The sequence below is a fragment of the Dyella sp. CR10 genome, from assembly GCF_055814425.1.
Map to the genome: position 1 here is coordinate 2,548,463 of NZ_CP185986.1, position 24,147 is coordinate 2,572,609.

Sequence of the window (24,147 nt, forward strand, 5' to 3'; positions counted from 1 at the left end):
GCTCATGCCCTGCCCCGCTCCCATCTGCCGCCCGATTCCATGTCCGCGATCACTCCGCTGCACGATGACGCACTACGTACCCGCCTCGACGCCGCGATGGCGCAGGTCAATCAGGTACTGCTGGGCAAACCGCGCCAGGTGAAGCTGGCCTTCACCTGCCTGATCGCCGGCGGGCACCTGCTGCTCGAAGACGTGCCGGGCGTGGGCAAGACCACGCTGGCCCATGCACTCGCAGCGAGCTTCGCGCTCGACTTCCAGCGCGTGCAGTTCACCAGCGACCTGCTGCCGTCGGACATTATCGGGGTGAGCGTCTACGAGCGCGAGACCGGACAGTTCCGTTTCCATCCCGGCCCGATCTTCACCGGTTTGCTGCTGGCCGACGAAATCAACCGCGCCACGCCCAAGACGCAGAGCGCGCTGCTCGAAGCGATGGCCGAAGGCCAGGTGACGGTAGACGGCAGGACGCACGCCCTGCCGCAGCCGTTCTTCGTGGTCGCGACGCAGAACCCGCTGGACCTCGCCGGCACATTCCCGCTGCCGGATTCGCAGCTCGATCGTTTCATGCTGCGCCTGTCGCTCGACTATCCCGATGCCGCCGCGGAGCGGGCGCTGCTCACCGGCAGCGACCGGCGCGACCTGCTGGCCCAGCTCGGCCCGCAACTCGATGGCCCCGCTCTCGCCGCCCTGCATCGCCAGGCCCAGGCGATTACCGCCAGTCCTGCCCTGCTCGACTATCTGCAGGCATTGCTCGCCGCGAGCCGGCGACATGCGGACATCCGCGTCGGGCTGTCGCCTCGCGCGGGCCTGGCGCTGCTCAATGCCGCGCGCACCTGGGCCATGCTCAATGGGCGCGGGCATGTACTGCCGGAAGACGTCCAGGCGCTGTTCGTGCCGCTGGCGGGCCATCGCCTGGTGCCCGCGCGCGGCGCCAATGGCGACACTCTCGCGCGCCAGTTGCTCGCCGAGGTAGCGGTGGGCTGATGGCCATGGGCGTGGCCGCTTCCTTCCTGCGACTTCAGCAATGGGCCGAGCAGCGGCTCCCGGCATTGACACGCCACAAGCGGCCGGAAAGCCTGCCGATCGAGCTGCACCGCCGTCGCATTTACATCGTTCCCAGCGGTCTGGGCGCGGCGTTCGGGGTGCTGTTGCTGATCATGCTGGCGGGTGCGCTCAACTACGCCAACAACGCGGCCCTGCTGCTCACCTGCCTGCTGGCGGCCGCGTCCGCCGCGAGCATGCTGGTGGCATTCCGCGCCCTCGACGGGCTGCGCCTCAGCGCGATCCAGGCAGGCCACGCCATCGCCGGCGAGCCGATGACGCTGCAGCTGCATTTCGATGCGAACGGACGCACTCGGCAATCGATCCGCGTCGATATAGACGCACGTACGCAGGCCTTCGCCATTCCCGCACGCGGACAAGCGTCCGTGGAGATACCGTTGCAGACCGGGCGACGCGGCTGGCAACCGTTGCCAAGGATCCGGTTATGGAGCACCTGGCCACTGGGCCTGTTCCGCGCCTGGAGCTGGTTGTATCCGGAGCAATCGGTACTGGTATGGCCAAAACCGGAGGCCGCAGGGCCACCGCCACGCTCGCCCACGGACGACCCCACGCATCAACGCTTACATCAAGGCGACGATCTGGCCGCGCTGCGCGAATACCGCCCGGGTGATCCGCAGCGGCGCATTGCCTGGAAAGCCAGTGCCCGGCACGAAAGCCTGCTGGTCAAGGATTTCGAACAGCCGCGCCCCCGCCAGGAATGGCGTCTCGATTGGCGCGACCTGCCGCATCTGGACAACGAAACACGCATCGCCCGCCTCGCCCGCTGGCTTGGCGAAGCGGAGGCGAAAGGCCTGCCCTCCAGCCTGTGGCTGCCCGGCGAAGACATTGGCCACGGCGCCGGTCCGGCGCATTACGTTCGTTGCATGAACGCCTTGGCGCGCCTGCCGTGACCGGCCTGTTCCGTCGCTCGCGCAACGAAGCTCCGCTCGACATCCGCGCCTTCGACCTGCTGTGCCTTTCGGCCGCGGTCGTGCTTATCCTGCATGTCCCACATCTGCCGCCCTGGCTGGATGCCGCGCTTGCCATAGTGCTCGGCCTGCGCTGGTGGCAGCGCCGGCGCAAGAGTGGTCGCGCGCCGGCCTACCTGAAGCTGCCGCTGGTCGCTCTGCTGGCCGCCACGGTGATCTTCCATTACGGCAGCATCTTCGGGCGAGAGCCGGGTTCGGCACTGGCTGTAGGGCTGCTGGTGCTGAAGCTGCTGGAAACCGAAACCCCGCGGGACGCCAAAGTGGGCGTCGCCTTTGCCTGCTTCACGCTGATGGCTGCGCTGCTGTCCGACCAGGGCATGGTGGCCACTTTCATCGTCGCACTGGGCCTGCTGCCGGCATTGGCCACGCTGCGCGCACTGCAGCCCGCGCGTCTCCCCACCACGCTTCCGCGCGAGCTGCTTCCCGCCCTGGGATTGCTGGCGGCCGCCCTGCCGCTGTCGCTGTTCGCGTTCGTGCTGGTGCCACGGCTCGATTCGCCGTTATGGGGCGCGCCGCCGTCGGCGCAGGCGCGCACGGGCCTGAGCGACAACATGTCGCCCGGCGACTTCACCGAGCTGCTGACCGACGACCACCCGGCCATGCGCGCCAGCTTCGAACAGGCGCCGCCCGCGCCGGACCAGCGCTACTTCCGCGCCTATGTGATGTGGCAGTACGACGGCAGGCGCTGGAGCACGCTGCAGACCGGCTTGCGTCCCGCCCCCGTCCAATATGGCGACAGCGTCGCTTACCGCATCACGCTCGAGCCGAACAATCAACGCGTGCTGCCCGCGCTCGATGTCCCGCTGGTCGCGCCGCCCCAGGGCACTTTGCGCGCGGACCACGAGATCGTCAGCGCCAAGGCCGTACAGGATCCGCTGACCTATACGCTGCGCTCGGCGGTGCGCTACCGCCTCCAGCCTGACTTGGACGATGCCTCGCGCCGCCGCGCCCTCCAGCTGCCCGCCGGCTTTAATCCCCGCGCACGGGCACTAGCTGCGCAATGGCGGCAGCAGTACGGGGACCGCGACGAGGCCATCATGCAGGCGGCCCTGGCCATGTTCCACGATGGCGGCTTCAGCTACACGCTGGCACCTGCGCCGCTGGGACGCGATGCCATCGACGACTTCCTGTTCGCCACCCACGAAGGTTTCTGCGAGCACTACGCCTCGTCGTTCACCGTGCTGATGCGTGCCGCCGGCGTACCAGCGCGCGTAGTCACCGGCTATCAGGGCGGCTATTGGAACAAGCTCGGGCAATACCTTCTGGTGCGCCAATCCGACGCCCATGCCTGGAGCGAGGTCTGGCTGGCGGGGCGCGGATGGGTCCGGGTCGATCCGACAGCCGCGGTACGCCCGGAGCGCGTCAGCCTGGGCGCCGCGGCGGCGGCAGCGGCGGCCAGCCAGTCCGGATGGCAGGGGCTGGACTGGCTGCGCGAGCTGCGCAACCGCTGGGACGTCGTCAACCGTTGGTGGAGCGAGGGCGTTATAGGGTTCGATGCACTCAGGCAGCGCGGGCTCCTCACGCCATTCGGCGTCCGCCACACGGATACGATGACCCTGAGCATGCTGCTGGCGGCCAGCAGCGTCGCGTTCGCCATCCTTGGCCTGGCCTGGGCCATGTGGCGGCGGCGCGACGAAGACTCCCTGCGGGCCGCGATGCATGCACTGGAACGCAAGCTGGCCAGGGCCGGCGTGGCGCGCAGGAGCAGCGAGGGCCCGCAGCATTACCTGCAGCGCGCGGCGCGTGCCCTGCCCGGGCAGCGCACGCAACTGGACCAACTGATGAGGAGCTACCTCGACCTGCGCTACGCCCATGACGACCCACCGCATGCCCTCTTGCTACGGTTCCGCCGGGCGGTGCGGGATTTCCGACCGCGACACGTGGTCAAATGAACCGAACAATCGACTCTATGGGATAAAGGAATATCCGCCCGATGATGGAGAAAGCGGTCATGTCCATGCTCAAACCCCTGGCCGTCGCAGCCGTGACGGCTTCGCTGGCCGCCTGCGCGACGATCCCCCAGCCGTTGCAGGGCACCTATACCGACCTCACCACGGCCCAGGCGCAGCAGGGCGGCGCCGGCGGCACGAAGGTGCGCTGGGGCGGCGAGATCATCAAGACCGAGCCTGGCCCGCAGGAGACCTGCTTCTTCCTGCTGTCGCGCCCGCTGGACAGCGAAGCCCGGCCGAAGATGGACGGCAACAACGATAACCAGGGCCGCTTCGTCGCCTGCCGCGCCGGCTTCTACGATCCGGAAGTATTCGCCCGCGGCCGCGAGCTGACGGTGACTGGCACCCTGCACGGCACGGTGTCGCAGAAGGTGGGCGAATACGACTACGCCTACCCGCGCGTCGAAGCCGACGTGGTCTACCTGTGGCCCAAGCGCGTCGCCGTACGCTACCCGCCTGGCTTCTACGACCCGTTCTGGGGTCCGGGCTGGGGTCCTTACTGGGGCCCGTGGGGCGACCCGTTCTGGTACCAGCCGCGCGTGATCGTGGTGCCGCGTCCGGTCCCGCCGCCGCGCCCGTCCAAATAAGACGACCACAACGAAAACGCCGGCCTCGCGCCGGCGTTTTTTCATGGGCGTCTCGTACGATTCAGCCCGGTGGCCAGTGCATGCGGCGACCGGCCAGCAAATGCAGGTGCAGATGGAACACCGTCTGGCCACCGTGCTCGTTGCAGTTGACGACGACGCGGTAACCGTCCTTTGCCAGCCCTTGTTCTCGCGCATACGCCGCGGCCGCGAGCAGCAGCTTGCCCAGCAGTTCGGCATCGTCCGGCCGGGCCTCGTCGAGCGTGGCGATTGCCCGCTTGGGTACGAACAGCACATGCACCGGCGCCTGCGGATTGAGATCGCGAAAGGCCAGCACATCATCGTCCTCGTAGACGATGTCGGCCGGAATGTCGCGTCGGATGATCTTGCCGAAGATGGTGTCGCCCATGCCCTTGTCCCTCGTGTGCCGTTCTACAGGCGCAGCAGCATACCTTGCGACGCCGGCGCCGACATGGTGAAGCCGAAATGGGCGTAGAGGCGCCACGCTTCGCGATCGGCGAACAGGCCGACGATCGACGAGGCCGGCGCACGTGCGCGCAAGTCATCGACCAGGGCAGCCATGATCCGCTTGCCGATCCCCTGGCCCTGCCGGGAAGGACTCACGGCGATATCCACCACCAGGAAGAAGCAGCCGCCGTCGCCGACCACGCGCCCCATCCCGATCAGCTCGCCTTGCTCGCGCACGCACACGGCGCTCCAGCTAGCAGCCAGCCCGATGCGCGCGGCTTCTTCCGTTTTGTCGCTGAGGCCGGCGGCCACGCGCAAGGTGCGGTATTCGTCCAGGCCGGGAATTTCCATGCACAACGTGGCATCGCCGCAAGGCGCCGGCGTCATCGGATGGTCTGCCGGCTGCCGAACGCGTGCGCCAGTGTGCTGCGATCGACGAACTCCAGTTCGCCGCCCAGCGGCACGCCATGCGCGAGGCGGCTTGGCTTCACGCCGGCGGCGTGCGCGAGCCGCGCCAGGTAATGCGCGGTCGCCTCGCCTTCCACTGTGGGATTGGTGGCAATGATCATTTCCTCGATCTCGCCACTGCCCAGGCGCTCAGCCAGCAGATCCAGGCCCAGTTCTTCGGGGCCCAGGCCATCCAGCGGAGACAGGCGTCCCAGCAGGACGAAGTACTGCCCGCGATAACCGGTAGCCTGTTCGATGGCGGCCAGTTCCGTAGGCGACTCCACCACGCATAGCACCTGCTTGTCGCGGCTGCTGCTGGCGCAGATCGCGCAGATGGGATCCTCGCTGAAATTGCGGCAGCGCGTGCAGCTGCCCACGCGCTGCATGGCCTCTTCCAGTGCACGCGCAAGGCGCATGCCGCGCTCGCGATCGCGCTCCAGCAGATGGAAGGCCATGCGCTGCGCGCTCTTGCCGCCAACACCAGGCAGGCAGCGCAGCGCTTCGATGAGATCGGTGAGAAGTTTGCTCATACGTCATGCCAGGGCGAACCGGGGCCCTGCGCCACCGGTCGCCGGGACATCAGAAAGGCATCTTGAAACCGGGCGGCAGATTCATGCCGGAGGTCACACCGCCCAGCCTGGACTTGCTGGCCTCGGACACCTTGTTGACCGCGTCGTTGACGGCGGCCGCGACGAGGTCTTCGGCCATTTCCGGATCGTCCGCGAAGAGCTTGCGATCGATCTGCACGCGGCGGACTTCATGCGCGCCGCTCATCACCACGGTGACCAGGCCGCCACCCGAGCTGCCGGTGACTTCGAGCTTGGCGATTTCCTCCTGCGCGCGCTTCATTTCTTCCTGCATGCGCTGCGCCTGCTGCATCAGCTGGCCGAGTTGTCCTCTCATGATCCTGACTCCGGGTACTTAAGCGTTGGGTTCGAAAGGCTTGATGGATTGCGGCAGCACGCGCGCGCCGAACTCGCGCCGCAGCGACTGCACCAAAGGATCTTCCTCGATCGCCTGCTCCGCCGCCGACTGTGCTGCGGACCGCGCATTGGCCGCGCGCGCGGCGGGCGTCTCGACGCCACTGGACTGATCGCTCACGAAGCGCAGGCGAATGCGTTCGCCCAGCACCTGGCTGACGCGCTCCTCCATCTGCCCCACCATCGGTTCGACCGCCAGATGCATGTAGACCGGCTGCAGCGCGAGCACCAGAGTCTGGCCGTCGCGCTCGCGCAACGCCGCGTTCGCCGCAAGCTGCCCCATCGGTCCACGCAGCCCTGCCTGCGCAATCAGGCTGTCCCAGTGCGGCAGGCCGCGGGCATCGAGCGATACGCTCGCCTGCGCGGGTGCGGCGGATACCGGCGCCGGCTCGACGCGGGTGGGTGCCGACGGCTCCGAGGAGCGGGGCGCAGGGCGCTCTTTCGCCGGCTCCGCCATGGGCGGTGCCGAGCGCGTCGGCGGCACGGCCGCCGGACGTGCCGCCGCGGCAGGACGCTCCACGCGGGCCGGCTCGCCGCCCTCGGCCGGGCGGAACGCGAGCATGCGCAGCAGCGCCATCTCGAAACCGGTGCGGGCATCGGGCGCAAGCGCGAGATCGCGCCGGCCACCGATGGCGATCTGGTAATACAGCTGCACGTCTTCGGCGGCGAGCCGCTCGGCCAGCGAAGTCAGCGCGCTGTCGTCCGTGCTATCACCTTCGGGGCGGTAGCCAGGCACCAGCTGGATCAGCTGGATGCGGTGCAGCACGCTGGCGAGGTCATCCATCACGCCGCCGAAATCCGGCGAGAACGATGCGATGCGCGCGCATTCGGCCATCAGCTGGCCGCCGTCGCCCGCAGCCAGCGCCTCCAGCACGCCCAGCACCTGGCCGCGCGCCACGCTGCCGAGCATCGCGCGCACCTCGTCCACCTTCAGCGAGCCGCCGCCGTAGGCGATGGCCTGGTCGAGCAGCGACAGGCCGTCGCGCAGCGAACCGTCGGCCGCGCGGGAGAGCTCGGCGATGGCGGCATCCTCATAGGCGATGTTCTCGGCACCGAGGATGTGGCGCATCTGTCCGGAGATCTGTTCCGGCAGCAGGCGCTTGAGATTGAACTTCAGGCAGCGCGACAGCACCGTCACCGGCAGCTTCTGCGGGTCGGTGGTGGCAAGCAGGAATTTCACGTGCGGCGGCGGCTCTTCCAGCGTCTTCAGCAACGCGTTGAAGGCCGGCTTGGAAAGCATGTGCACCTCGTCCACCAGGTACACCTTGAAGCGGCCGCGGGCCGGCGCGTACTGCGCGTTCTCGATCACCTCGCGCACGTCGTCCACGCCGGTGTTGCTCGCCGCGTCGATCTCCAGCAGGTCGACGAAGCGGCCGGCGTCCACCGCCGTGCAGACCGAGCACTCGCCGCAGGGATCGGCCGATTCGCCACGTTCGCAATTGAGCGACTTGGCGAAGATGCGCGCGATGGTGGTCTTGCCCACGCCGCGTGTGCCGGTGAACAGGTAGGCATGGTGCATGCGCCCGGTATCGAGTGCATTGGTGAGCGCGCGCACCACGTGCTCCTGCCCGACCAGTTCGGCGAACTTGCGGGGGCGCCATTTGCGCGCGAGTACCTGATAGGACATGCGTTAGAGCCTGCTGGACGGCCGGCAGCCGGCACCGTGGACGGCGCGGGGATACCGGACAGGGACAAGAATGAGTGGCGTGGATACTAACTTGGGGCGGCACTCGATTGTGCCAAGTCGCACCTGGCAAGTCAGTACGCGCAGGCGCATGCGGCGATGAGGTCTTCGCGCCGATGGCAGGCCCAAAAGGCGGCGACCCCGCCAGCCACACCCCGGCACCCGAATCATTCGCTACCGTTGCTCCCTTCCGGGCCTGGCGGGATTTGCGAACTATCGTCGCGGGGGGACCGACGGGGTCACCATAGACGTCGGGCTATCGCCCTGGCGACGGCCCGTGCGGACCGTCATGCGATTTCACTCACTGGCGGAGAGGGCGGGATTCGAACCCGCGATACGGGTATAAGCCGTATACACACTTTCCAGGCGTGCTCCTTCAACCACTCGGACACCTCTCCGCAATGGTGAAATCGCCTTGCCGGCCATCAAGCCCGGCAAAGAGGGAAAATCATAGCGGCAGGTCCGAATCCGCACAAGCTCGGGCGAGTCGGGGGCGCCTCAGCCCGCGTCCGGCCGAGGCGCTGCCGGCGCCGGCAGCGCTACCCGCTCGCCGGCAGCCACGGTCGCATAGCCGCGCGCGGCCAGCGTCGCGCCATCGGCCGCGCTCCCGTAGTGGTAGAGCCGCAGACGCCCCCGCAGCGCCGCCGGATAGTCGCGTTCGATGTCGTCGATGCCCGTATGCGACGGATTGCCGACCAGGCCGCAGTCGTGCGCGATCAGTTCGCCATCCGCTGCATAGCGGGCCAGCATCTCCGGCACCGGGCGCGTATCGCCGGTGAACACCAGGCTGCCTCCCAGCGCCAGTCCGAATGAGGTGCCGGGCATGTGATGGCGGGTGGGAAACACGTCGAACCACAAGTCGTCCAGCCAGAAGCCGCGATGACACGGCACCAGGTGAAACGCCTCCCAGAAGTTCACGCCGCCCTCGGCCAGCACGCCGGGATAGTCGGCCACCCGTGCCTGCAGCCAAGGCACCAGGCCAGCATGCGCAAACAGGCGGGTACGCCCGCGCAGCGCTTCGTCGAACCACAGGCGGAAGAACAGCCGCTCTAGGCCGCCGACATGGTCCATGTGGGTATGCGTGATGTACAGCGCTGAAGGCAGGCGGCCATAAGCCGCCAGGTAGCGATCGAGCGTATCCGGGCCGCAGTCGATCAACAGCATCGGCTCCCCATCGCGCTCGAGCACCGCGCAGGACGAACCCAGTTCGACGGCGTGCGCGGCGCCGACACCGAGGAAATGCAGGTTCCAGTTCATGCGTTTGCCGGTCCGTTGAAAATGGGAGCGCCGCGGCTAATCGCCGTCGCCCGCGCCGAATTCGGATTCATAGTCGCGCAGCAACGGTTGCCACAGCGTTTTTTCGAAGATTTCCTCGCCCGGCGCGGCCGCCCCCAGCTTCAGCAGCGAGCGCCGCAGGCGTTGCAGGTTCGCCAGACGCCATGCCTCGGCCGGCGTGCGCCGCTCGCCACGATCGAAATCGATCAGATACAGCGTGCGCTCGGCCACCAGGATGTTGTGCGCATTGAGATCCGCATGCCAGATGCCGGCGCGGTGGAAACGCGCCACCATGGCGCCCACCTGCCCCGCCAGTTCGGCGTTCAGGCGTCCCCACGCCAGGCACTCGGCCAGCGTGCGTGCCGACGCGATCCGACGCGTAATCAGATCGGCGGTATAGAACAGGCCACGCCGTTGGTAGCGCGCCGCGATCGGCGCGGGCACCGGCAACCCCTCGCGCAGCATCTGGGCGAGCAGACGGAACTCGGCAAAGCTGCGCGTGCTTGCGGCGCCGGTCCATAGATAGCGGTCACCCATCCACTTCGCCGCGAGGCCGCCGCGGCGGAAGTGTCGCAACACGCCTTCGCCGGCTGGCGTACCGATCAACGCGACGCCGCCACGGCCACCGGTCTGCATGTGCAAGGTGCCAAGCTCCCGCCAGTGGCTGGGCGCGAACCATTCGTCGCCGACTTGTGGCGATGCTTCAGGGTCGAACAGAATCGCCCCGTTCGCGTTCTCTCGGACTTGTTCTTGCCCCATCATGTCCGGCCCGGTGCCCCGCATCCAATGACTCGCGATTCTAGCCCAAGCCCCATGCCCGCTCCCGACTCGATCTGCCTGCTGCGCACCTCCGCGATCGGCGACGTCACGCACGTCGTCCCGCTGGTGCATACCTTGCGCGCGGCGTGGCCGCACGCCCGGATCACCTGGATCGTCGGCAAGCTGGAACGCCGCCTGATAGGCGACCTGCCGGCCGTAGAGTTCGTCACTTTCGACAAAAGCGCCGGCTGGGCCGGCATGCGCGCGGTGTGGGACACGCTGCGTGGCAGGGAGTTCGATGCCCTGCTGCACATGCAGGTCGCCCTGCGTTCGAACCTGCTCAGCCTTGGCATCAAGGCCAGGCGACGCATCGGCTACGACAAGGCGCGCTCCAAAGACCTGCATGGGCTGGCCATCGGCGAGCGCATTCCCGCGCGCACCGGCGAACACGTGCTGGATGCGATCGGCAGCTTCTGCGAACCGCTGGGACTGAAGCAGACCCAGGTGCGCTGGGACATCCCGATACCCGACGAGGCACGCGTCTGGGCGGCCGAACAATTGCCGCCCGGCGCACCGGTGCTGCTGGTCAGCCCCACCTCCAGCCACGCGCTGCGCAACTGGCACCCCGAGCGCTATGCCGCCGTGATGGATCATGCCGCGCAGCGCGGCTGGCGCGCGATCCTGATCGGCGGGCCGTCGCCGGGGGAACGCCTCATGGCGGATGCCGTGCTCGCGGCCTGCCGCCAGGCGCATACCGATCTGACCGGCAAGGACACCCTCAAGCGCCTGCTGGCGATGCTCGAACGGGCCGACCTGCTACTGACGCCGGACTCCGGTCCCATGCACATGGCCAACGCCGTCGGCTGCAAGGTGCTCGGCCTGCATGCGGCCAGCAATCCCGACCGCTCCGGACCCTATTCCGACCGGCGCTGGTGCGTGAACAAATACGACGAAGCCTCGCGCAAATACCTTGGCAAGCCGGCCAGCGAGATTCCTTGGGGCACCAAGATCGAAAAGCCCGGCGTCATGGACCTGATCGGAGTGGACGATGTGATCGAACGCTTCGAAGCGTTCGCGGCGACGCGCGCGGGCTGAGCCGCGCGCGCCGGTGCCGGCAAGCTCAGCCTGCGCGGTAATCCTGGTACGACTTCTCTTCTACCAGCTGCGAGCCCAGCTTCAGATTGATCTCGCGCTTCACCGCCGCGCGTTCGTCGTTGCGGAAATACACCGAGCGTGCCAATTCGATGAACTCCTGATCGAACGCCTGCGCCTTCTCCTTCAGGCGAATGCGGTCTTCGATATCCCAGAGCACCTCGTTCACCGCCAGCAGGCGGGCGCGCTCGACGGCGATGTCGGTCCTGGACGCCGGATGCGCGGCCCAGGTGGCGTCGAGCTGCTCAAGCTCGTTGCGCACATTGGCCAGCTTCGCGGGGTCGGCGATCTGGCGCGACTTGATCTCCAGGATGGTGATCTTGTCGATCAGCTCGCCGAAGGACACCGGAACTTGGATCAGGCTCATGGGAACTCCAATGGAAACAGGCAGGGCTTTCGGACGGGCGGCCCGGGGCCGCCCATGATAAAGACATTGCCTCGCCGATGGTTCAGCTTGACTGCTTAGACTGGGCGCGCTTCACCACCACCTGGGAGAATCCAATGAACACCAAGCGTCTTCTCGCCCTGCCACTTGCGGCAGTGTTCGTTCTCGCCGCCGCGTCCGCCACCGCGCAGACGTCCTCGGCCCGCCGCCCGGCGGTCGATGCCGGCCGGCTCAATGGCAACGTGCTGATCCGTAACGACGGCATCTACCTGCGCTGCACCCAGTGCGGCACGGTCGAGTCGATCGAGCGCACGGTCACCCAGGGCAACGATCACGGCACCGCCGGCGCGATCATCGGCGCCGTCGCAGGCGGTGTGCTGGGCAACCAGATCGGCAAGGGCGACGGCCGCAAGGCGGCGACCGTACTGGGCGCGGTGGGCGGCGGCTTCGCCGGCAATCGCATCGGCCGCGGCGGCTCCAGCGAGAGCTGGACGCTGCGCCTGCGCATGGGCGGTGGCGGCTACAGCAACGTCACCGTGCCGGACGCCAGCGCCATCCGCGAAGGCGATATCGTGCAGATCGACAACGACGGCAACGTCGTGCGTATCCAGTAACGATCCTGAAGTAACGCTCTGGCTCGGCCGGCATCCGCCGGCCGAGCTTTTTTATGCCGGGCGACGCAGCGCCCGCGTCAGTTTCGTGGCGACCGCATCGAAGAAGGGTTCGGGCAACACGGCCCGTACCGGTACCGCCCAGGCTTGGCGCGGCGCGAATGCCATGCACTTCACGGCGTCCTTTTCCGTCATCAGCACCGGTGCGCCATCGGCGAATGCCAGGTCGCCGGGCGCATAGGCATGGTGATCGGGAAATGGATGCGGCATCACTTCGATGCCATGGGCACGCAAGCTCTCGAAGAAACGCGCCGGATGGCCGATACCGGCCACCGCATGCACGGACATCCCCCGAAACGTCTCCAGCGACTGCATGCTGCCATCGACCAGCGAGCGCGCCATACCACCTTCCAGCCGCATCGGCACTTCGCCAGCTTCAGCGCTGGCGCCGTTGCAGATACGGAAATCCACACCGGCGAGGCGCGCCAGCGGTTCACGCAAAGGACCGGCGGGCAACAGGCGTGCATTGCCGAAGCGGCGTGCGCCGTCGATCACGCACATTTCGATGTCCCGCTGAAGCCGATAGTGCTGCAGGCCGTCATCCGCAATGATCGCGTCGCACCCAGCATCGATCAGCAAACGCGCCGCCGCGGGGCGATCTCGCCCTACGGCCACCGGTGTGCCTGCGGCACGGATCAGGCAGGGCTCGTCGCCGAAGTCTGCGGGATCAGGGGTTTCACCCAGTAACGCAGGCCCGCGTTCGGTGCCACCGTAGCCACGGCTCACGACGCCGGGACGGAAACCGCGCGCGCGCAGCGCTTCGGCAAGCGCGATCGTCAGGGGCGTCTTGCCGGTGCCGCCCACGCTGATATTGCCGACCACCAGCACTGGCGCCGGCAGCCGTACGCTGGAAAGCCAGCCGAGCCGGTAGAGCCGGCGGCGCAGCCGTGCCACCCCGCCGTACAACATCGCCAGTGGCCCGGTCCACCAGGGCGACCTGCCCTTGCCGTACCAGGCCGCTTCGAGCGTGTCGGCCAGCGCCACGGAAACCTCAGTCGCCTGCCGTGGCGTGGAACTGCATGCGCTGCAGGGCCGCGTAATGTCCGCCCAGCGCCAGCAGTTCCGTGTGCGTGCCGCGTTCCACGATGCGTCCCTGGTCCATCACCACGATCTGGTCCGCATGCTCGATGGTGGAGAGCCGATGCGCGATGACCAGCGTCGTGCGGTCCTTCATCAGGCCTTGCAGCGCCTGCTGGATGAGACGCTCGGACTCAGTATCGAGCGCGCTGGTCGCCTCGTCCAATACCAGGATCGAGGCGTCCTTGAGGATCGCGCGCGCGATCGCCAGCCGTTGCCGCTGGCCGCCGGAAAGCAGGTTGCCTCCCTGGCCGATCGGGCTGTGGATGCCCTCGGGCATCTTCTGGATGAACTCCCACGCATTGGCGGCCTTGGCCGCCTCGACGATCTGCGCCTCGCTCGCTTCCGCCAGTTCCCCATAGGCGATGTTCTGCGCCACCGTGCCGTCGAACAGCACCACGCTCTGTCCGACCCAGGCGATCTGCCGGCGCAGCGAGGCCAGCGTAAAGCCCTCGTAATCGACACCATCGACCAGAATGCGCCCGGAGCTGGGTTCGTTGAAGCGCGGCAGCAGGCTGACCAGGCTGCTCTTGCCGCTGCCCGAGCGGCCGACCAGAGCGGTCACCGTACCCGGTGCGCAATGCAGATCGATGCCACGCAAGGCCACGAAATCGCCACGCGGATACACCAGACCCACGTTTTCGAAACGGATGTCGCCCTGCGCACGCTCCAGCACCTGCGTGCCGGCATCCACCTCGGGCGCGGTGTCGATGATCTCGAAAAGATTCTCGGCCGCCGAAATACCGCTCTGGATGTTCGACTGGATATTCGCCAGACGTTTCAGCGACGGCATCATGCCACCCATGGCGGTAAGCACGGTGACGAATACGCCGGCCGACATGTGCTCGATCTCGAACGGCCGCGTCGCCAGGAACACCATCACCGCGAGCGCGAGCGCAGCGACCGTCTGGATGGCGGTGCTCGATTGCGCGTTGGTCGACGCGATCTTCAGGTTCAGGCGCCGCGTGTTGTCGGTGACTTCCTTGAAGCGCGCCGCCGCGTGCTCCTGGCCGCCGTAGACGCGAATCTCGCGGTGTGCCTCGACCGATTCCTCCACCGTGCCCGTCACCGAACCCATCATGCCCTGGATGCGGCGGCTAATGCTGCGGTAACGACGGCTCACGACGCTGGCGATCAGCGCGATCAGCGGCACCATGACGAACAACGCCAGCGTCAGGTAAGCGCTGGTGCTGAGCATCGCGTACAGCATGCCGAGCACGGTCACGCCTTCGGTGATCAGCACTTTGATGGCATCGGTCGACGCCACCGCGACCTGTTCGCTGGTGTAGGTGATGCGCGATACCTGGTGTCCTGAATGCTCGCGCCCGAAGAACGTCGCCGGCAGCCGCAGGTAAGCGGCAAAGACATCGCGCTGCAGCGCGTTGACCACATTGCGTCCGATGTAGGCGATGCCGTAGCTGCTGGCGAAGGTGCCCACGCCTCGGACGAGGAAGATCAGGATGATCCAGATCGGCATCCAGAAGATCAGCACCGGGTCCTTCTTGGTGAAGAGCTCGTCGATCATCGGCTGGAGCGCCTTGGTGAACACCGCCAGGCCGCCGCCGTCGATGATCATGCCGGCGATGGCGATGACGCCGACCACCCAGAAACGCTTGGTATAACCCAGCAGCCGCTTGTAGATCTGGAGCGTGTGCCGATCCCAGATCTTGACCTTGCCGCTGCTCACTTGCCGGCGTCCGCCTGGCTGGGCGTGGTGGCGATGGACAGCTTGGTGAAGCCGAGCTGGCCGAGCGCGTCCATCGCGGTGACCACGTTCTGGTGCGGGGTCATCGCGTCGGCGCGGATCGTCACCTGGCGCTCGCGATCGTCGCCGGCGATGTTGGCGATGGCCTGCTTGAGCGGCGCGATGCCCTGCCCCAGCACTTCGTCGGTCCCCACGAAGTAATGGCCGTCGCGGTCCACTACCACGGTGAGAGCGGGTGCCTGCATGTCGCGCTCGTCCGCGCTCGCCTTGGGCAGCGTCACCTGCATCCGCGTGTGCTGGACGAAGGTGGTGGTGAGCACGAAAAACATCAGCAGGGTAAGCAGCACATCGATCAGCGAGATCACGTTGATCTCGAAATCGTCCTGCCGGCGGTCGCTACCGATACGCATGGCGGATCAGCCCGCGGTCGATTCGGCCGGACGGCGCGCACGCGCGGCGGACGGCGCGGCGACGGTCAGCTCGTCCAGCAGCACAGTGGCCTGCTTTTCCATCTCGACGCAGTAGCCGGCCACCTTGGAGCGGAAATAGCGGTGCAGCACATACGCCGGGATCGCGACCACCAGACCGCTGGCGGTACAGATCAGTGCCTCGCCGATGCCGCCGGCCATCTTCAGCGGATCGCCCACGCCGCCCTTCATCACGTCCATGAACATGCGGATGAGGCCGACCACGGTACCCAGCAGGCCAAGCAGCGGCCCGATCAGCGCGATGGTGCCGAGCGTGTTGAGGTAGCGCTCCATGTTGTGCACCACGTGGCGACCGGTGTCCTCGATACGCTCCTTGATGAGCTCGCGCGGACGGTTGCGCACAGCCAGTGCGGCAGCCAGCAGCTCGCCCAGCGGGGAACCGTTCGCCAGCGTGGCCAGGTGCGCCGGGTCGAGCTGGCCCGCGCGGGCCCAGTTACGCACTTCCTCGCCCAGGCCGGGCGGCAGCACCGACTTGCGGCGGAGGGTCCAGCAGCGCTCCAGCACGATCGCCAGCGCGATCGCCGAACAGATCAGGATGGGCAGCATCGCCCAACCGCCAGCCATCAGGATTTCCAGCACGACTACACCCACCCATGCGATCAAATGCAGGGGCGCATCATAGCAGTCCCATTCGGCGGTTCCGCGGCGCCGGTGGCAATTGCACGAAGCCAGGCGGAACCCGTCCGGCACAGCTCATTCGCGCCAATAGCGGGCCTGGCGGGTGCGTTCGCCGTCAGCCACATAAGGCGGTCCATCGGCCGGAAACGCCACCTCGATCGCCCCCTGTTCGGCGGTATTGAACAAGGGCACCTGCAGGGCCGCGTAGCGTTTCACCACCAGCGGATGAGGATGCCCGAACCGGTTGCGCCAGCCGGCCGATATCAGGCCCAGCACGGGCGACAAGTCGCCGATGAAGGCCTCGCCGGAGGAAGTCCGGCTGCCGTGATGAGGCACCTGCAGCACCAGCGGCGGCCCAGGCGACACTGCTTCCGCCAGGCCACGCTCGGCCTGGACGCTGATATCACCCGTCAGCAACGCCCGGCCGCCCTTTCCCTCCACCAATAGCACGCAGGAGCGATCGTTGCCCTTGCCTGCGCCTCCGCCAGGGGGTGGGCCAAGCATGCGGAAAAGCACGCCATCCCACTGCCAGGACTGACCCGCCTCGCAAGAACCGAATGGCAACGCCATGTGCGCCGGCTCGCCCGCCAGACGCTTCGCGGCGGGAAAGGCCGCCGCCACGGCTGGCGCGCCGCCGGCGTGGTCGTTGTCGGCATGGCTGATCACCAGCATGTCCAGCCGGTCGATGCCCAGCGCATGCAGCGAGGGCAGCACGGCCGCCTCGCCCAGGTCGAACTCGGAGGGAAAGCGCGCGCCGGCGTCGAACACCAGGGCGTGCTCCCGCGTACGCACCACGACCGAGAGCCCCTGACCGACGTCGAGCATCCACAGGCGGAACGCGCCCGGTTCCAGACGCGGCAGCGGCGGCGCGATCAGCGGCAGGAACAGCACGATGCCCAGCCAGCGCATTGGCACGCCCCGTGGCAGGAACATCCAGACGGCGCCGAGCATGGCCAGCAGCAGGGCCCAGAGCCTCACGTCGGGCAGATAGCTTTGCGCACCGGGCCAGCCAGCCATCCGTTCGAACAGCCACCATTGCGCTTCGGCCAGCCATCCGGCGCCGGTCAGCACCGGCGTCGCCAGCGGCGGGGCGATCAGCAGCAGCAACGTGGCAGCGAGCGTCACCGGCACCACGGCAAAACTGACGAATGGCACCGCGACCAGGTTGGACAAGGCACCGACCAGCGAGGTCTGGCCGAAAAACCATAAGCCAAGCGGCAGCAGCGACACCGTCATCACCATCTGCGCCAGCGTCAGCTCGCGCAGGAACGCGCGCCAGCCTTGCCCCTTCGCCTCCAGGCAGAGCATGAGAAACGCCACGCCCACGAACGACAGCCAGAACCCCGCCGACAGTACCGTCAGCGGATCGCAGGCCAGCATGGCGAGCAAGGCCACCGCGAGCGCCTGAGCCGGCGTGCCCTGGCGCCGCCGGCAACGGACCAGCGTGACCGCCGCGATCATCAGCAGCGTCCTCATCGTCGGCAAGCCGAAACCGGCCAGCGCGCCATACGCGATGGCAAAAGCCAGGGCCGATACGGCCTGCGCCTGAAGGCGCGGTACATAGAGGCCCAATCGCGGCCAGAGCGCATACGTCAGCCACCCCAGCCAGATGCCGGCGATCGCCGCGACACCGACGTGAAATCCCGAAATGGCGATCAGATGCGACGCGCCGTTCGCGCGCGCCACCTCCCAGTCGTGGCGACTCAAGCCTCGCGTATCCCCGACCGCGAACGCACGCAGCAACGCGGCCGCATGGGGGTTACCGACGCGACGGTCGATCTGCGCCGCGATCGATGCCCGCCATCCATCGATGCAGAAAGCAGCCGCGCCGCGTCTGCCATTGGCCGGATCGTCGCGCACATAACCGGTAGCCGCGATGCCCCGCTCCAGCAGACTTCGCTCGCTGTCGCCGCCACCCGGATTGACCAGTCCGCGCGGACGCTTCAAGCGCAAGGTCAGACGCCAGCGCTCGCACGGTGCGAGGGGCGGCACGGTGATCCTGGAGGTCGCGTACCAGGCGATTCGGAGCTTCCCCGCGAAGGGGAGCGGCTTGCCGTCAAGCCGGACCTGCTCGGCCTTCAGCAAGAAGCGGGTTGCATCCGTTCGCTGCTGAGGCAGATCGACGATGCGACCGGACACTTCGACATCCAGTCCTTCCAGGTCGTGCGGCAAGCGCGCATCCATCGCCCGCTGACCGCACCAGGCTGCCCAGGCCATGGCGAGCACGATGACAGCCGCAAGCCGCACACGGGGAAAGCGCAAGGTGATGAAAGCTGCGCTCGCGAAAGCGACCGACGACAGCCATGCCGCCGGCAATACGGGCAGGCGCTGCACGACCACCACACCGAACAAGAAAGCCAACGCCAGCCAGATCGCTCCCGATCTACGCAAAACCCGCTCCATCCATGAGGAGGGATCAGCCTAGCGTTGCCTGGCTCGCAGCGTGGCCGAACTTTGCGTAGGCGCCGGCCGATGCCTTTGTCAGCCGGCGCTGTCGATCAGTGCGTGTGCTCGCGCAATACGCCGTTATGCAGTTCCAGCGTGCGGTCCATGCGTGCCGCGAGACGAGTGTCGTGCGTGACGAGGATGAAGCTGGTGCCGATCTCGCGATTGAGTTCCAGCATCAACTGGTACACGTGATCCGCGTTGCCCTCGTCGAGATTGCCGGTCGGCTCGTCGCCCAGCACGCAGGCGGGGCGAGTTACCAGGGCGCGCGCCACCGCACAGCGCTGCCGCTCGCCGCCGGACAGTTCGGCGGGCTTATGCTCCATGCGCTGGCCCAGGCCTACACGCTGCAACAGCTCGCTGGCGCGCTTCTGCGCCTCCGGAACCGGCATGCCGCGAATCAGCAGCGGCATGCATACGTTCTCCAGCGCGGTGAATTCCGGCAGCAGATGGTGGAACTGATAGATGAAACCGAGCGAACGATTGCGCACGCGCCCACGCTCGGCGTCGGAAAGCTCGGACAGCAGATGCCCATCCACTTCGACCTGCCCTTTCGTCAATGTGTCCAGGCCGCCGAGGATGTGCAGCAGCGTGCTCTTGCCGGAGCCCGATGCGCCCACGATAGCCAGCGTCTGCCCACGCTTCAGCTCGAAGCTCACGTCGGTAAGCACGTCGGTGTGCAAGCCACCTTCTTCGTAGGTCTTGGCGATGTGGCTGGCGCGCAGCACGAAAGCGTTGTCGATCATGGTTTCACTCATAACGCAGGGCCTGGGCCGGCTGCGTGCGCGAGGCGCGCCACGCGGGATACAGCGTGGCCAGCAAAGAGAACAGGAAGGTCACCAGCGCCACCTTCATCACGTCGTCCGCCTGCAGTTTGCTGGGCAGTTCGCTGATGTAATAAACGTCCGGCGACAGGAAGGTGGTGTGGAACGTGCGCTCGATCCATTTGACGATCTGCGGCAGTCGCCATGACAGCAGCGAACCCAGCGTCACGCCGAAGCCGATGCCCACGAAACCCACCAGCACGCCTTGCACCATGAACATGCCCATGATGCTGCGCGGCGTGGAGCCGAGCGTGCGGAGGATGGCGATGTCCGCCTGCTTGTCGGTCACCAGCATCATCAGCATGGAAATCAGGTTGATCACCGCGACCAGGATGATCAGCGAGAGGATGATGAACATCACTTTCTTCTCCATCGAGATCGCGGAGAAGAAATTCGCGTGACTGTCCATCCACGTATCGACGCGGTAGACCTGACCCAGGTTGTTGGCCAGCTCGTGCGCCACCGGCCGCGCATTGAACATGTCGTCCAGGCGCAGGCGGATGCCGCTGGGGCCATCGGTGCTATTGAGCCGCTCGGCATCCTGCAGATTGATCAGGGCCAGATTGGAATCGAACTCCTGCATGCCCAGCTCGAACACGCCGGTGACAGTGAAGCTGCGCAGCCGCGGCACGCTGCCCATCGGCGTGGCGCGGAATTCCGGCACGGCCATGGTCACGTGATCGCCGACGGCTACGCCGAGCGTCATGGCCAGCTCGCGGCCCAGCACGATGTTCCACTTGCCGGGCTGCAACGCATCCAGTTTGCCTTCGACCATGTGCTTGTCGATGTCGGACACCTTCGGCTCCTGCGCCGGGTCGATGCCACGCACCAGCGCACCACTGGAACGGCGCGCCTGCAGGAAGGCCTGGGTTTCCATGTAGGGAGCGGCGCCACGCACGTGCGGATTGGCCTCGGCGATCTGGATCGCGCGCTCCCAGCTCTGCACGCTCTCTCCGCCGACGCCCGCGACGGTCGCGTGCGAGATGGCACCGAGAATGCGCGTGCGCAGTTCATTGTCGAAGCCGTTCATGACCGACATCACGGTGATCAGCGCCGTCACGCTGATCGCAATGCACACGATCGACACCGTCGAGATGAAGGAAATGAACTGATTGCGGCGCTTGGCGCGCGTATAGCGCAGGCCGATGAAGAGCTCTAGCGGTCGGAACATGGACGGGTCGCTGGTGGATTCGGTGGGCTCGCCGCCCGGACGAGCGCGGTGGTCGGCGGATTGAGACCGCGGCGCCGCGGCAGAGTGCCCCAAGCCCTGCGGTTCGGCAAGCTGGGATCAGGCCTCGGGTGGAGTGCCGGCGGCCAGGCGCATGCGCAGACGGCGCCGGAGGTCCGCATCGCTGTTGTCCGGTGCCAGCAGCAGCGCTACACGGCCCCGCCCGACCAGCCGCAGCCTCAGCACGATGCATGCGCCGAGCACGCGGAAGCCTTCCATCTGCGCCACGGCGTCGTCCGCGCCGGCCCGGTGCAGGCTCCAGCTGCCATCCGAACTCCATCCCGCCGCGTGGATGCCGGGATGTCGCCAGCGCCGCCACGCCCTCGCGAAAGCAATGCTAAGCGCGAGCCAGAGCACCGTCTTGAGCCACCATGGCCATCCGCATAGCAGAATGGCCATGGAGGCCAGTGCGGCCATGCACGACAGGATCCGCCCGATCAGCCGGGACGGGCGGTATTCAAAGCCGATGGCGGGTGCGGATGTCATCGATGATCGCCTGCCAGTCGGCGCGCGGCGCCCGCGCATGCCCCATCACCCAGTCCCACAGGTCTGGATCCTGCACGTCGAGCAGCTCGTCGAACGCCATGCGCAGCGCCTCGTCCACCTGCGCGAAACGCTCATCCAGCCAGCCGCCGAACAGGGCATCGAGCTCGCGCGTGCCGCGGCGGGTGCGCCAGCGCAGGCGTTTGATGCGGGCTTCGTCCATGGGCGGGTACCGGATTGGCGGTTCGAAAACGACATGGCCCGCGACGGGCGCGGGCCATGGGGTCGGGCGGACGCCGCCGTCAGGGCGAGCGGCGCTCCACGATCAGCTTCTTGATCTCGGCGATCGCCTTGGCCGGATTCAGGCCCTTCGGGCAGGTGCGCGCGCAGTTCATGATCGTGTGGCAACGGTACAGCTTGAACGGATCTTCCAGATCGTCCAGGCGGGCGCCGGTGTCCTCGTCGCGCGAGTCGACGATCCAGCGATAGGCCTGCAGCAGAATGGCCGGGCCGAGGTACTTGTCGCCGTTCCACCAGTAACTCGGACAACTGGTCGAGCAGCAGGCGCACAGGATGCACTCGTACAGGCCATCGAGCTTCTTGCGGTCTTCCGGCGACTGCAGGCGCTCCTTATCGGCCGGCGCCGGGCTCTGCGTGCGCAGCCACGGACGGATCGAAGCGAACTGAGCATAGAAATGCGTCAGGTCCGGCACGAGGTCCTTCACCACCGGCATGTGCGGCAGCGGGTAGATCTTGACGTCGCCGGAGGCGCAGTCGGAGATCGCCTTGGTGCAGGCCAGCGTGTTGGTCCCGTCGATATTCATCGCGCACGAACCGCAAATGCCTTCGCGGCAGGAGCGGCGCAGCGTGAGCGTCGGGTCGATCTCGTTCTTGATCTTCAGCAGGGCATCCAGAACCATCGGGCCGCACGCGGCCAGGTCGACCTCGTAGGTATCGATGCGCGGGTTCTGGCCATCTTCCGGCGTCCAGCGATAGATGCGGAAAGTGCGGGGCTTCTTTGCATCCTTCGCCGGATAGTGCTTGCCCGGCTGGACCTTGGAATTCTTGGGTAGCGAAAACTCTGCCACGGTAATCTCTCCAGTCCGGTTCTCAGTACACGCGCTTCTTCGGTGGCACCACGTCGACGTCCGAGGTCATCGTGTACATATGCACCGGGCGGTAATCGAAGTTCGTCTTGCCGCTGTCGTCCACCGACACCAGCGTGTGCTTCTGCCAGTTGGCGTCGTCGCGATCCGGGAAGTCTTCGCGGGCATGCGCGCCACGGCTCTCGGGGCGCTGCTCGGCCGAGTACATGGTGGCCACGGCCTGGCCCAGCAGGTTGGACAGCTCCAGCGTCTCGATCAAGTCGGAGTTCCACACCAGCGAACGGTCGCTGACGCCGACGTCCTTGAACGATTCATAGACCTTGGAAATCTTCTCGCAGCCTTCCTTCAGCGACTCGCCGGTGCGGAACACCGCGGCGTCGGACTGCATGGTACGCTGCATTTCCGCGCGGATCTTCGCGGTCGGCAAGCTGCCCTTGGCGTAGCGCAAGCTGTCGAAACGACCCAGCGCCTTGTCCAGCGCGCTGGCGGGCAGATCCTTGTGCGGGGCGCCCGGCTTGACGATCTCGGCGCAACGATGCGCCACGGCGCGACCAAACACCACCAGATCGAGCAGCGAGTTCGAACCCAGGCGATTGGCGCCGTGCACGGATACGCAGGCGGCCTCGCCGATGGCGAACAGGCCCGGCACCACCGCATCCACGTCATCGCCGCGCTTCTGCACGACTTCGCCGTGATAGTTGGTGGGAATGCCGCCCATGTTGTAGTGCACGGTCGGGATGACCGGAATCGGCTCCTTGGTCACGTCCACGCCGGCGAAGATGCGCGCCGACTCGGCGATGCCCGGCAGGCGCTCGTGAATCACTTCCGCGCCCAGGTGCATCAGGTTGATGTGGATATGGTCCTTGTGCTCGCCGACGCCGCGGCCTTCGCGGATCTCCATGGTCATCGCGCGGCTGACCACGTCGCGCGATGCCAGGTCCTTCGCGTTCGGCGCATAGCGCTCCATGAAGCGCTCGCCGTTGGAGTTGGTGAGGTAGCCGCCCTCGCCACGCACGCCTTCGGTGATCAGGCAGCCCGAACCGTAAATGCCGGTGGGATGGAACTGCACGAACTCCATGTCCTGCAGCGCCAGGCCGGCGCGCAACACCATGCCGCCACCGTCGCCCGTGCAGGTATGCGCCGAGGTGGCGCTGAAGTAGGCGCGGCCGTAACCGCCCGTAGCCAGCACGATGGCATGGCCGCGGAACACGTGCAGGGTGCCTTCGTTCATATCCAGCGCGAGCACGCCGCGGCAGACTCCCTCTTCATCGAAGATGAGGTCAGTGGCGAAGTACTCGATGAAGAAGGTCGCATCGTGCGCCAGCGCCTGCTGGTACAACGTGTGCAGAATGGCGTGGCCGGTGCGGTCCGCCGCGGCGCACGTACGCTGCGCGGTGCCCTTGCCGTAATGCGTGGTCATGCCGCCGAACGGGCGCTGATAGATCTTGCCCTCCTCCGTACGGGAGAACGGCACGCCGTAGTGCTCCAGCTCGATGATCGAAGGAATGGCCTCGCGGCACATGTACTCGATCGCGTCCTGGTCACCCAGCCAGTCCGAGCCCTTGATGGTGTCGTAGAAGTGGAAGCGCCAGTCGTCCTCGCCCATGTTGCCGAGCGCGGCCGAAATACCACCCTGCGCCGCCACGGTGTGCGAGCGGGTCGGGAACACCTTGGTGAGGCACGCGGCCTTCAGGCCCTTCTCGGCCAGGCCGAAGGTGGCGCGCAGGCCCGCGCCACCGGCGCCGACCACGATCACGTCGTACTTATGCTGTTGAACCTTGTAGGCTTCCAT

25 protein-coding genes, 1 tRNA gene and 1 other RNA gene are annotated in these 24,147 nt (G+C 67.0%); 6 read left to right on the plus strand and 21 right to left on the minus strand.

Annotated elements, in window-relative coordinates:
- Positions 1–39: 39 nt before the first annotated feature.
- From ACNR9O_RS11420 to ACNR9O_RS11435, 4 genes are read left to right on the plus strand one after another with little or no spacing between them, the layout of a single operon-like run.
- Complete coding sequence (locus ACNR9O_RS11420) at positions 40–981, plus strand: AAA family ATPase (RefSeq protein WP_473680439.1); 942 nt, start codon at positions 40–42, stop codon at positions 979–981.
- Positions 981–1,949, plus strand: a complete 969-nt coding sequence (locus ACNR9O_RS11425; RefSeq protein ID WP_473680437.1) for a DUF58 domain-containing protein — start codon at positions 981–983, stop codon at positions 1,947–1,949. Before ACNR9O_RS11420 ends, ACNR9O_RS11425 begins: the two co-directional genes overlap by 1 nt.
- On the plus strand, positions 1,946–3,919 hold the full coding sequence (locus ACNR9O_RS11430; RefSeq protein WP_473680435.1) for a transglutaminase TgpA family protein: 1,974 nt from the start codon (positions 1,946–1,948) through the stop codon (positions 3,917–3,919). Before ACNR9O_RS11425 ends, ACNR9O_RS11430 begins: the two co-directional genes overlap by 4 nt.
- 59 nt (positions 3,920–3,978) lie before the next feature.
- The gene (locus ACNR9O_RS11435) at positions 3,979–4,563 is read left to right on the plus strand and encodes a Slp family lipoprotein (RefSeq protein ID WP_473680433.1); all 585 of its coding nucleotides are present in this window, start codon (positions 3,979–3,981) and stop codon (positions 4,561–4,563) included.
- Positions 4,564–4,624: 61 nt separating this feature from the next.
- Here ACNR9O_RS11435 and ACNR9O_RS11440 read toward each other — a convergent pair whose 3' ends face one another.
- The 9 genes from ACNR9O_RS11440 to ACNR9O_RS11480 all read right to left on the minus strand — a co-directional run bounded on the left by ACNR9O_RS11440 (position 4,625) and on the right by ACNR9O_RS11480 (position 10,176).
- Entirely contained in the window at positions 4,625–4,969 is a 345-nt protein-coding gene (locus tag ACNR9O_RS11440; RefSeq protein WP_473680431.1) for a histidine triad nucleotide-binding protein, read from the minus strand.
- A gap of 23 nt (positions 4,970–4,992) precedes the next feature.
- A complete protein-coding gene (locus ACNR9O_RS11445) occupies positions 4,993–5,415 on the minus strand; it encodes a GNAT family N-acetyltransferase (protein ID WP_473680429.1) in 423 nt (140 codons plus the stop codon).
- Complete coding sequence (gene recR / locus ACNR9O_RS11450) at positions 5,412–6,005, minus strand: recombination mediator RecR (RefSeq protein ID WP_473680428.1); 594 nt, start codon at positions 6,003–6,005, stop codon at positions 5,412–5,414. The genes ACNR9O_RS11445 and recR overlap by 4 nt, the downstream gene beginning before the upstream one ends.
- 49 nt (positions 6,006–6,054) lie before the next feature.
- Entirely contained in the window at positions 6,055–6,378 is a 324-nt protein-coding gene (locus tag ACNR9O_RS11455) for a YbaB/EbfC family nucleoid-associated protein (RefSeq protein WP_473680426.1), read from the minus strand.
- Between the two features lie 18 nt (positions 6,379–6,396).
- On the minus strand, positions 6,397–8,082 hold the full coding sequence (gene dnaX, locus ACNR9O_RS11460; RefSeq protein ID WP_473680425.1) for a DNA polymerase III subunit gamma/tau: 1,686 nt from the start codon (positions 8,080–8,082) through the stop codon (positions 6,397–6,399).
- Between the two features lie 196 nt (positions 8,083–8,278).
- Positions 8,279–8,375, minus strand: an RNA gene (ffs, locus tag ACNR9O_RS11465) — signal recognition particle sRNA small type.
- A gap of 69 nt (positions 8,376–8,444) precedes the next feature.
- Positions 8,445–8,537, minus strand: a tRNA-Ser gene (locus ACNR9O_RS11470).
- Between the two features lie 100 nt (positions 8,538–8,637).
- Positions 8,638–9,396 (minus strand): MBL fold metallo-hydrolase, encoded by a 759-nt coding sequence (locus tag ACNR9O_RS11475; protein ID WP_473680423.1) that lies wholly within the window; start codon positions 9,394–9,396, stop codon positions 8,638–8,640.
- A gap of 36 nt (positions 9,397–9,432) precedes the next feature.
- Entirely contained in the window at positions 9,433–10,176 is a 744-nt protein-coding gene (locus tag ACNR9O_RS11480; protein ID WP_473700729.1) for a 3-deoxy-D-manno-octulosonic acid kinase, read from the minus strand.
- Positions 10,177–10,227: 51 nt separating this feature from the next.
- Between ACNR9O_RS11480 and ACNR9O_RS11485 the strand changes: the two genes are divergently transcribed.
- Positions 10,228–11,268: a glycosyltransferase family 9 protein gene (locus tag ACNR9O_RS11485; protein ID WP_473680422.1), complete on the plus strand. Its 1,041-nt coding sequence runs from the start codon at positions 10,228–10,230 to the stop codon at positions 11,266–11,268.
- 25 nt (positions 11,269–11,293) lie between these two features.
- Here ACNR9O_RS11485 and ACNR9O_RS11490 read toward each other — a convergent pair whose 3' ends face one another.
- Entirely contained in the window at positions 11,294–11,692 is a 399-nt protein-coding gene (locus tag ACNR9O_RS11490; protein ID WP_473680421.1) for a DUF6165 family protein, read from the minus strand.
- 134 nt (positions 11,693–11,826) lie between these two features.
- On the opposite strand from ACNR9O_RS11490, the gene ACNR9O_RS11495 reads away from it, so the two are divergent.
- Complete coding sequence (locus tag ACNR9O_RS11495) at positions 11,827–12,324, plus strand: outer membrane lipoprotein (RefSeq protein ID WP_473680419.1); 498 nt, start codon at positions 11,827–11,829, stop codon at positions 12,322–12,324.
- Positions 12,325–12,375: 51 nt separating this feature from the next.
- Here the strand turns inward: ACNR9O_RS11495 and lpxK are convergent, their stop codons facing one another.
- From lpxK to sdhA, 11 genes are all read right to left on the minus strand, one after another.
- Positions 12,376–13,365 (minus strand): tetraacyldisaccharide 4'-kinase, encoded by a 990-nt coding sequence (gene lpxK / locus ACNR9O_RS11500; protein WP_473680417.1) that lies wholly within the window; start codon positions 13,363–13,365, stop codon positions 12,376–12,378.
- A 7-nt stretch (positions 13,366–13,372) separates the two neighbouring features.
- Complete coding sequence (gene msbA, locus ACNR9O_RS11505; RefSeq protein ID WP_473680415.1) at positions 13,373–15,145, minus strand: lipid A export permease/ATP-binding protein MsbA; 1,773 nt, start codon at positions 15,143–15,145, stop codon at positions 13,373–13,375.
- A complete protein-coding gene (locus ACNR9O_RS11510; protein WP_473680412.1) occupies positions 15,142–15,573 on the minus strand; it encodes an ExbD/TolR family protein in 432 nt (143 codons plus the stop codon). The genes msbA and ACNR9O_RS11510 overlap by 4 nt, the downstream gene beginning before the upstream one ends.
- A gap of 6 nt (positions 15,574–15,579) precedes the next feature.
- Positions 15,580–16,215, minus strand: coding sequence for a MotA/TolQ/ExbB proton channel family protein (locus ACNR9O_RS11515; RefSeq protein WP_473680410.1), 636 nt, complete (start codon positions 16,213–16,215; stop codon positions 15,580–15,582).
- A gap of 129 nt (positions 16,216–16,344) precedes the next feature.
- On the minus strand, positions 16,345–18,672 hold the full coding sequence (locus ACNR9O_RS11520) for a DNA internalization-related competence protein ComEC/Rec2 (protein WP_473680408.1): 2,328 nt from the start codon (positions 18,670–18,672) through the stop codon (positions 16,345–16,347).
- A gap of 95 nt (positions 18,673–18,767) precedes the next feature.
- Positions 18,768–19,460: a lipoprotein-releasing ABC transporter ATP-binding protein LolD gene (gene lolD / locus ACNR9O_RS11525; RefSeq protein ID WP_473680406.1), complete on the minus strand. Its 693-nt coding sequence runs from the start codon at positions 19,458–19,460 to the stop codon at positions 18,768–18,770.
- Positions 19,461–19,464: 4 nt separating this feature from the next.
- Positions 19,465–20,709, minus strand: coding sequence for a lipoprotein-releasing ABC transporter permease subunit (locus ACNR9O_RS11530; protein ID WP_473680404.1), 1,245 nt, complete (start codon positions 20,707–20,709; stop codon positions 19,465–19,467).
- A gap of 117 nt (positions 20,710–20,826) precedes the next feature.
- A complete protein-coding gene (locus ACNR9O_RS11535; RefSeq protein ID WP_473680402.1) occupies positions 20,827–21,252 on the minus strand; it encodes a protein YgfX in 426 nt (141 codons plus the stop codon).
- Entirely contained in the window at positions 21,224–21,472 is a 249-nt protein-coding gene (locus ACNR9O_RS11540) for an FAD assembly factor SdhE (RefSeq protein WP_473680400.1), read from the minus strand. Before ACNR9O_RS11540 ends, ACNR9O_RS11535 begins: the two co-directional genes overlap by 29 nt.
- 79 nt (positions 21,473–21,551) lie before the next feature.
- Entirely contained in the window at positions 21,552–22,337 is a 786-nt protein-coding gene (locus ACNR9O_RS11545) for a succinate dehydrogenase iron-sulfur subunit (RefSeq protein ID WP_473680398.1), read from the minus strand.
- Between the two features lie 22 nt (positions 22,338–22,359).
- Positions 22,360–24,147 (minus strand): succinate dehydrogenase flavoprotein subunit, encoded by a 1,788-nt coding sequence (gene sdhA / locus ACNR9O_RS11550; RefSeq protein WP_473680396.1) that lies wholly within the window; start codon positions 24,145–24,147, stop codon positions 22,360–22,362.

Bases quoted from the DNA above. Each gene is read 5' to 3' on its own strand.
- lolD (WP_473680406.1), bottom strand. From the start codon at position 19,460: ATGATCGACAACGCTTTCGTGCTGCGCGCCAGCCACATCGCCAAGACC.
- ACNR9O_RS11520 (WP_473680408.1), bottom strand. From the start codon at position 18,672: ATGGAGCGGGTTTTGCGTAGATCGGGAGCGATCTGGCTGGCGTTGGCT.
- ACNR9O_RS11455 (WP_473680426.1), bottom strand. From the start codon at position 6,378: ATGAGAGGACAACTCGGCCAGCTGATGCAGCAGGCGCAGCGCATGCAG.
- ACNR9O_RS11480 (WP_473700729.1), bottom strand. From the start codon at position 10,176: ATGATGGGGCAAGAACAAGTCCGAGAGAACGCGAACGGGGCGATTCTG.
- ACNR9O_RS11510 (WP_473680412.1), bottom strand. From the start codon at position 15,573: ATGCGTATCGGTAGCGACCGCCGGCAGGACGATTTCGAGATCAACGTG.
- ACNR9O_RS11495 (WP_473680419.1), top strand. From the start codon at position 11,827: ATGAACACCAAGCGTCTTCTCGCCCTGCCACTTGCGGCAGTGTTCGTT.
- ACNR9O_RS11440 (WP_473680431.1), bottom strand. From the start codon at position 4,969: ATGGGCGACACCATCTTCGGCAAGATCATCCGACGCGACATTCCGGCC.
- ACNR9O_RS11420 (WP_473680439.1), top strand. From the start codon at position 40: ATGTCCGCGATCACTCCGCTGCACGATGACGCACTACGTACCCGCCTC.
- ACNR9O_RS11425 (WP_473680437.1), top strand. From the start codon at position 981: ATGGCCATGGGCGTGGCCGCTTCCTTCCTGCGACTTCAGCAATGGGCC.
- ACNR9O_RS11515 (WP_473680410.1), bottom strand. From the start codon at position 16,215: ATGGCTGGCGGTTGGGCGATGCTGCCCATCCTGATCTGTTCGGCGATC.
- ACNR9O_RS11540 (WP_473680400.1), bottom strand. From the start codon at position 21,472: ATGGACGAAGCCCGCATCAAACGCCTGCGCTGGCGCACCCGCCGCGGC.
- ACNR9O_RS11435 (WP_473680433.1), top strand. From the start codon at position 3,979: ATGTCCATGCTCAAACCCCTGGCCGTCGCAGCCGTGACGGCTTCGCTG.
- ACNR9O_RS11485 (WP_473680422.1), top strand. From the start codon at position 10,228: ATGCCCGCTCCCGACTCGATCTGCCTGCTGCGCACCTCCGCGATCGGC.
- ACNR9O_RS11490 (WP_473680421.1), bottom strand. From the start codon at position 11,692: ATGAGCCTGATCCAAGTTCCGGTGTCCTTCGGCGAGCTGATCGACAAG.
- ACNR9O_RS11530 (WP_473680404.1), bottom strand. From the start codon at position 20,709: ATGTTCCGACCGCTAGAGCTCTTCATCGGCCTGCGCTATACGCGCGCC.
- ACNR9O_RS11535 (WP_473680402.1), bottom strand. From the start codon at position 21,252: ATGACATCCGCACCCGCCATCGGCTTTGAATACCGCCCGTCCCGGCTG.
- dnaX (WP_473680425.1), bottom strand. From the start codon at position 8,082: ATGTCCTATCAGGTACTCGCGCGCAAATGGCGCCCCCGCAAGTTCGCC.
- ACNR9O_RS11475 (WP_473680423.1), bottom strand. From the start codon at position 9,396: ATGAACTGGAACCTGCATTTCCTCGGTGTCGGCGCCGCGCACGCCGTC.
- ACNR9O_RS11445 (WP_473680429.1), bottom strand. From the start codon at position 5,415: ATGACGCCGGCGCCTTGCGGCGATGCCACGTTGTGCATGGAAATTCCC.
- sdhA (WP_473680396.1), bottom strand. From the start codon at position 24,147: ATGGAAGCCTACAAGGTTCAACAGCATAAGTACGACGTGATCGTGGTC.
- recR (WP_473680428.1), bottom strand. From the start codon at position 6,005: ATGAGCAAACTTCTCACCGATCTCATCGAAGCGCTGCGCTGCCTGCCT.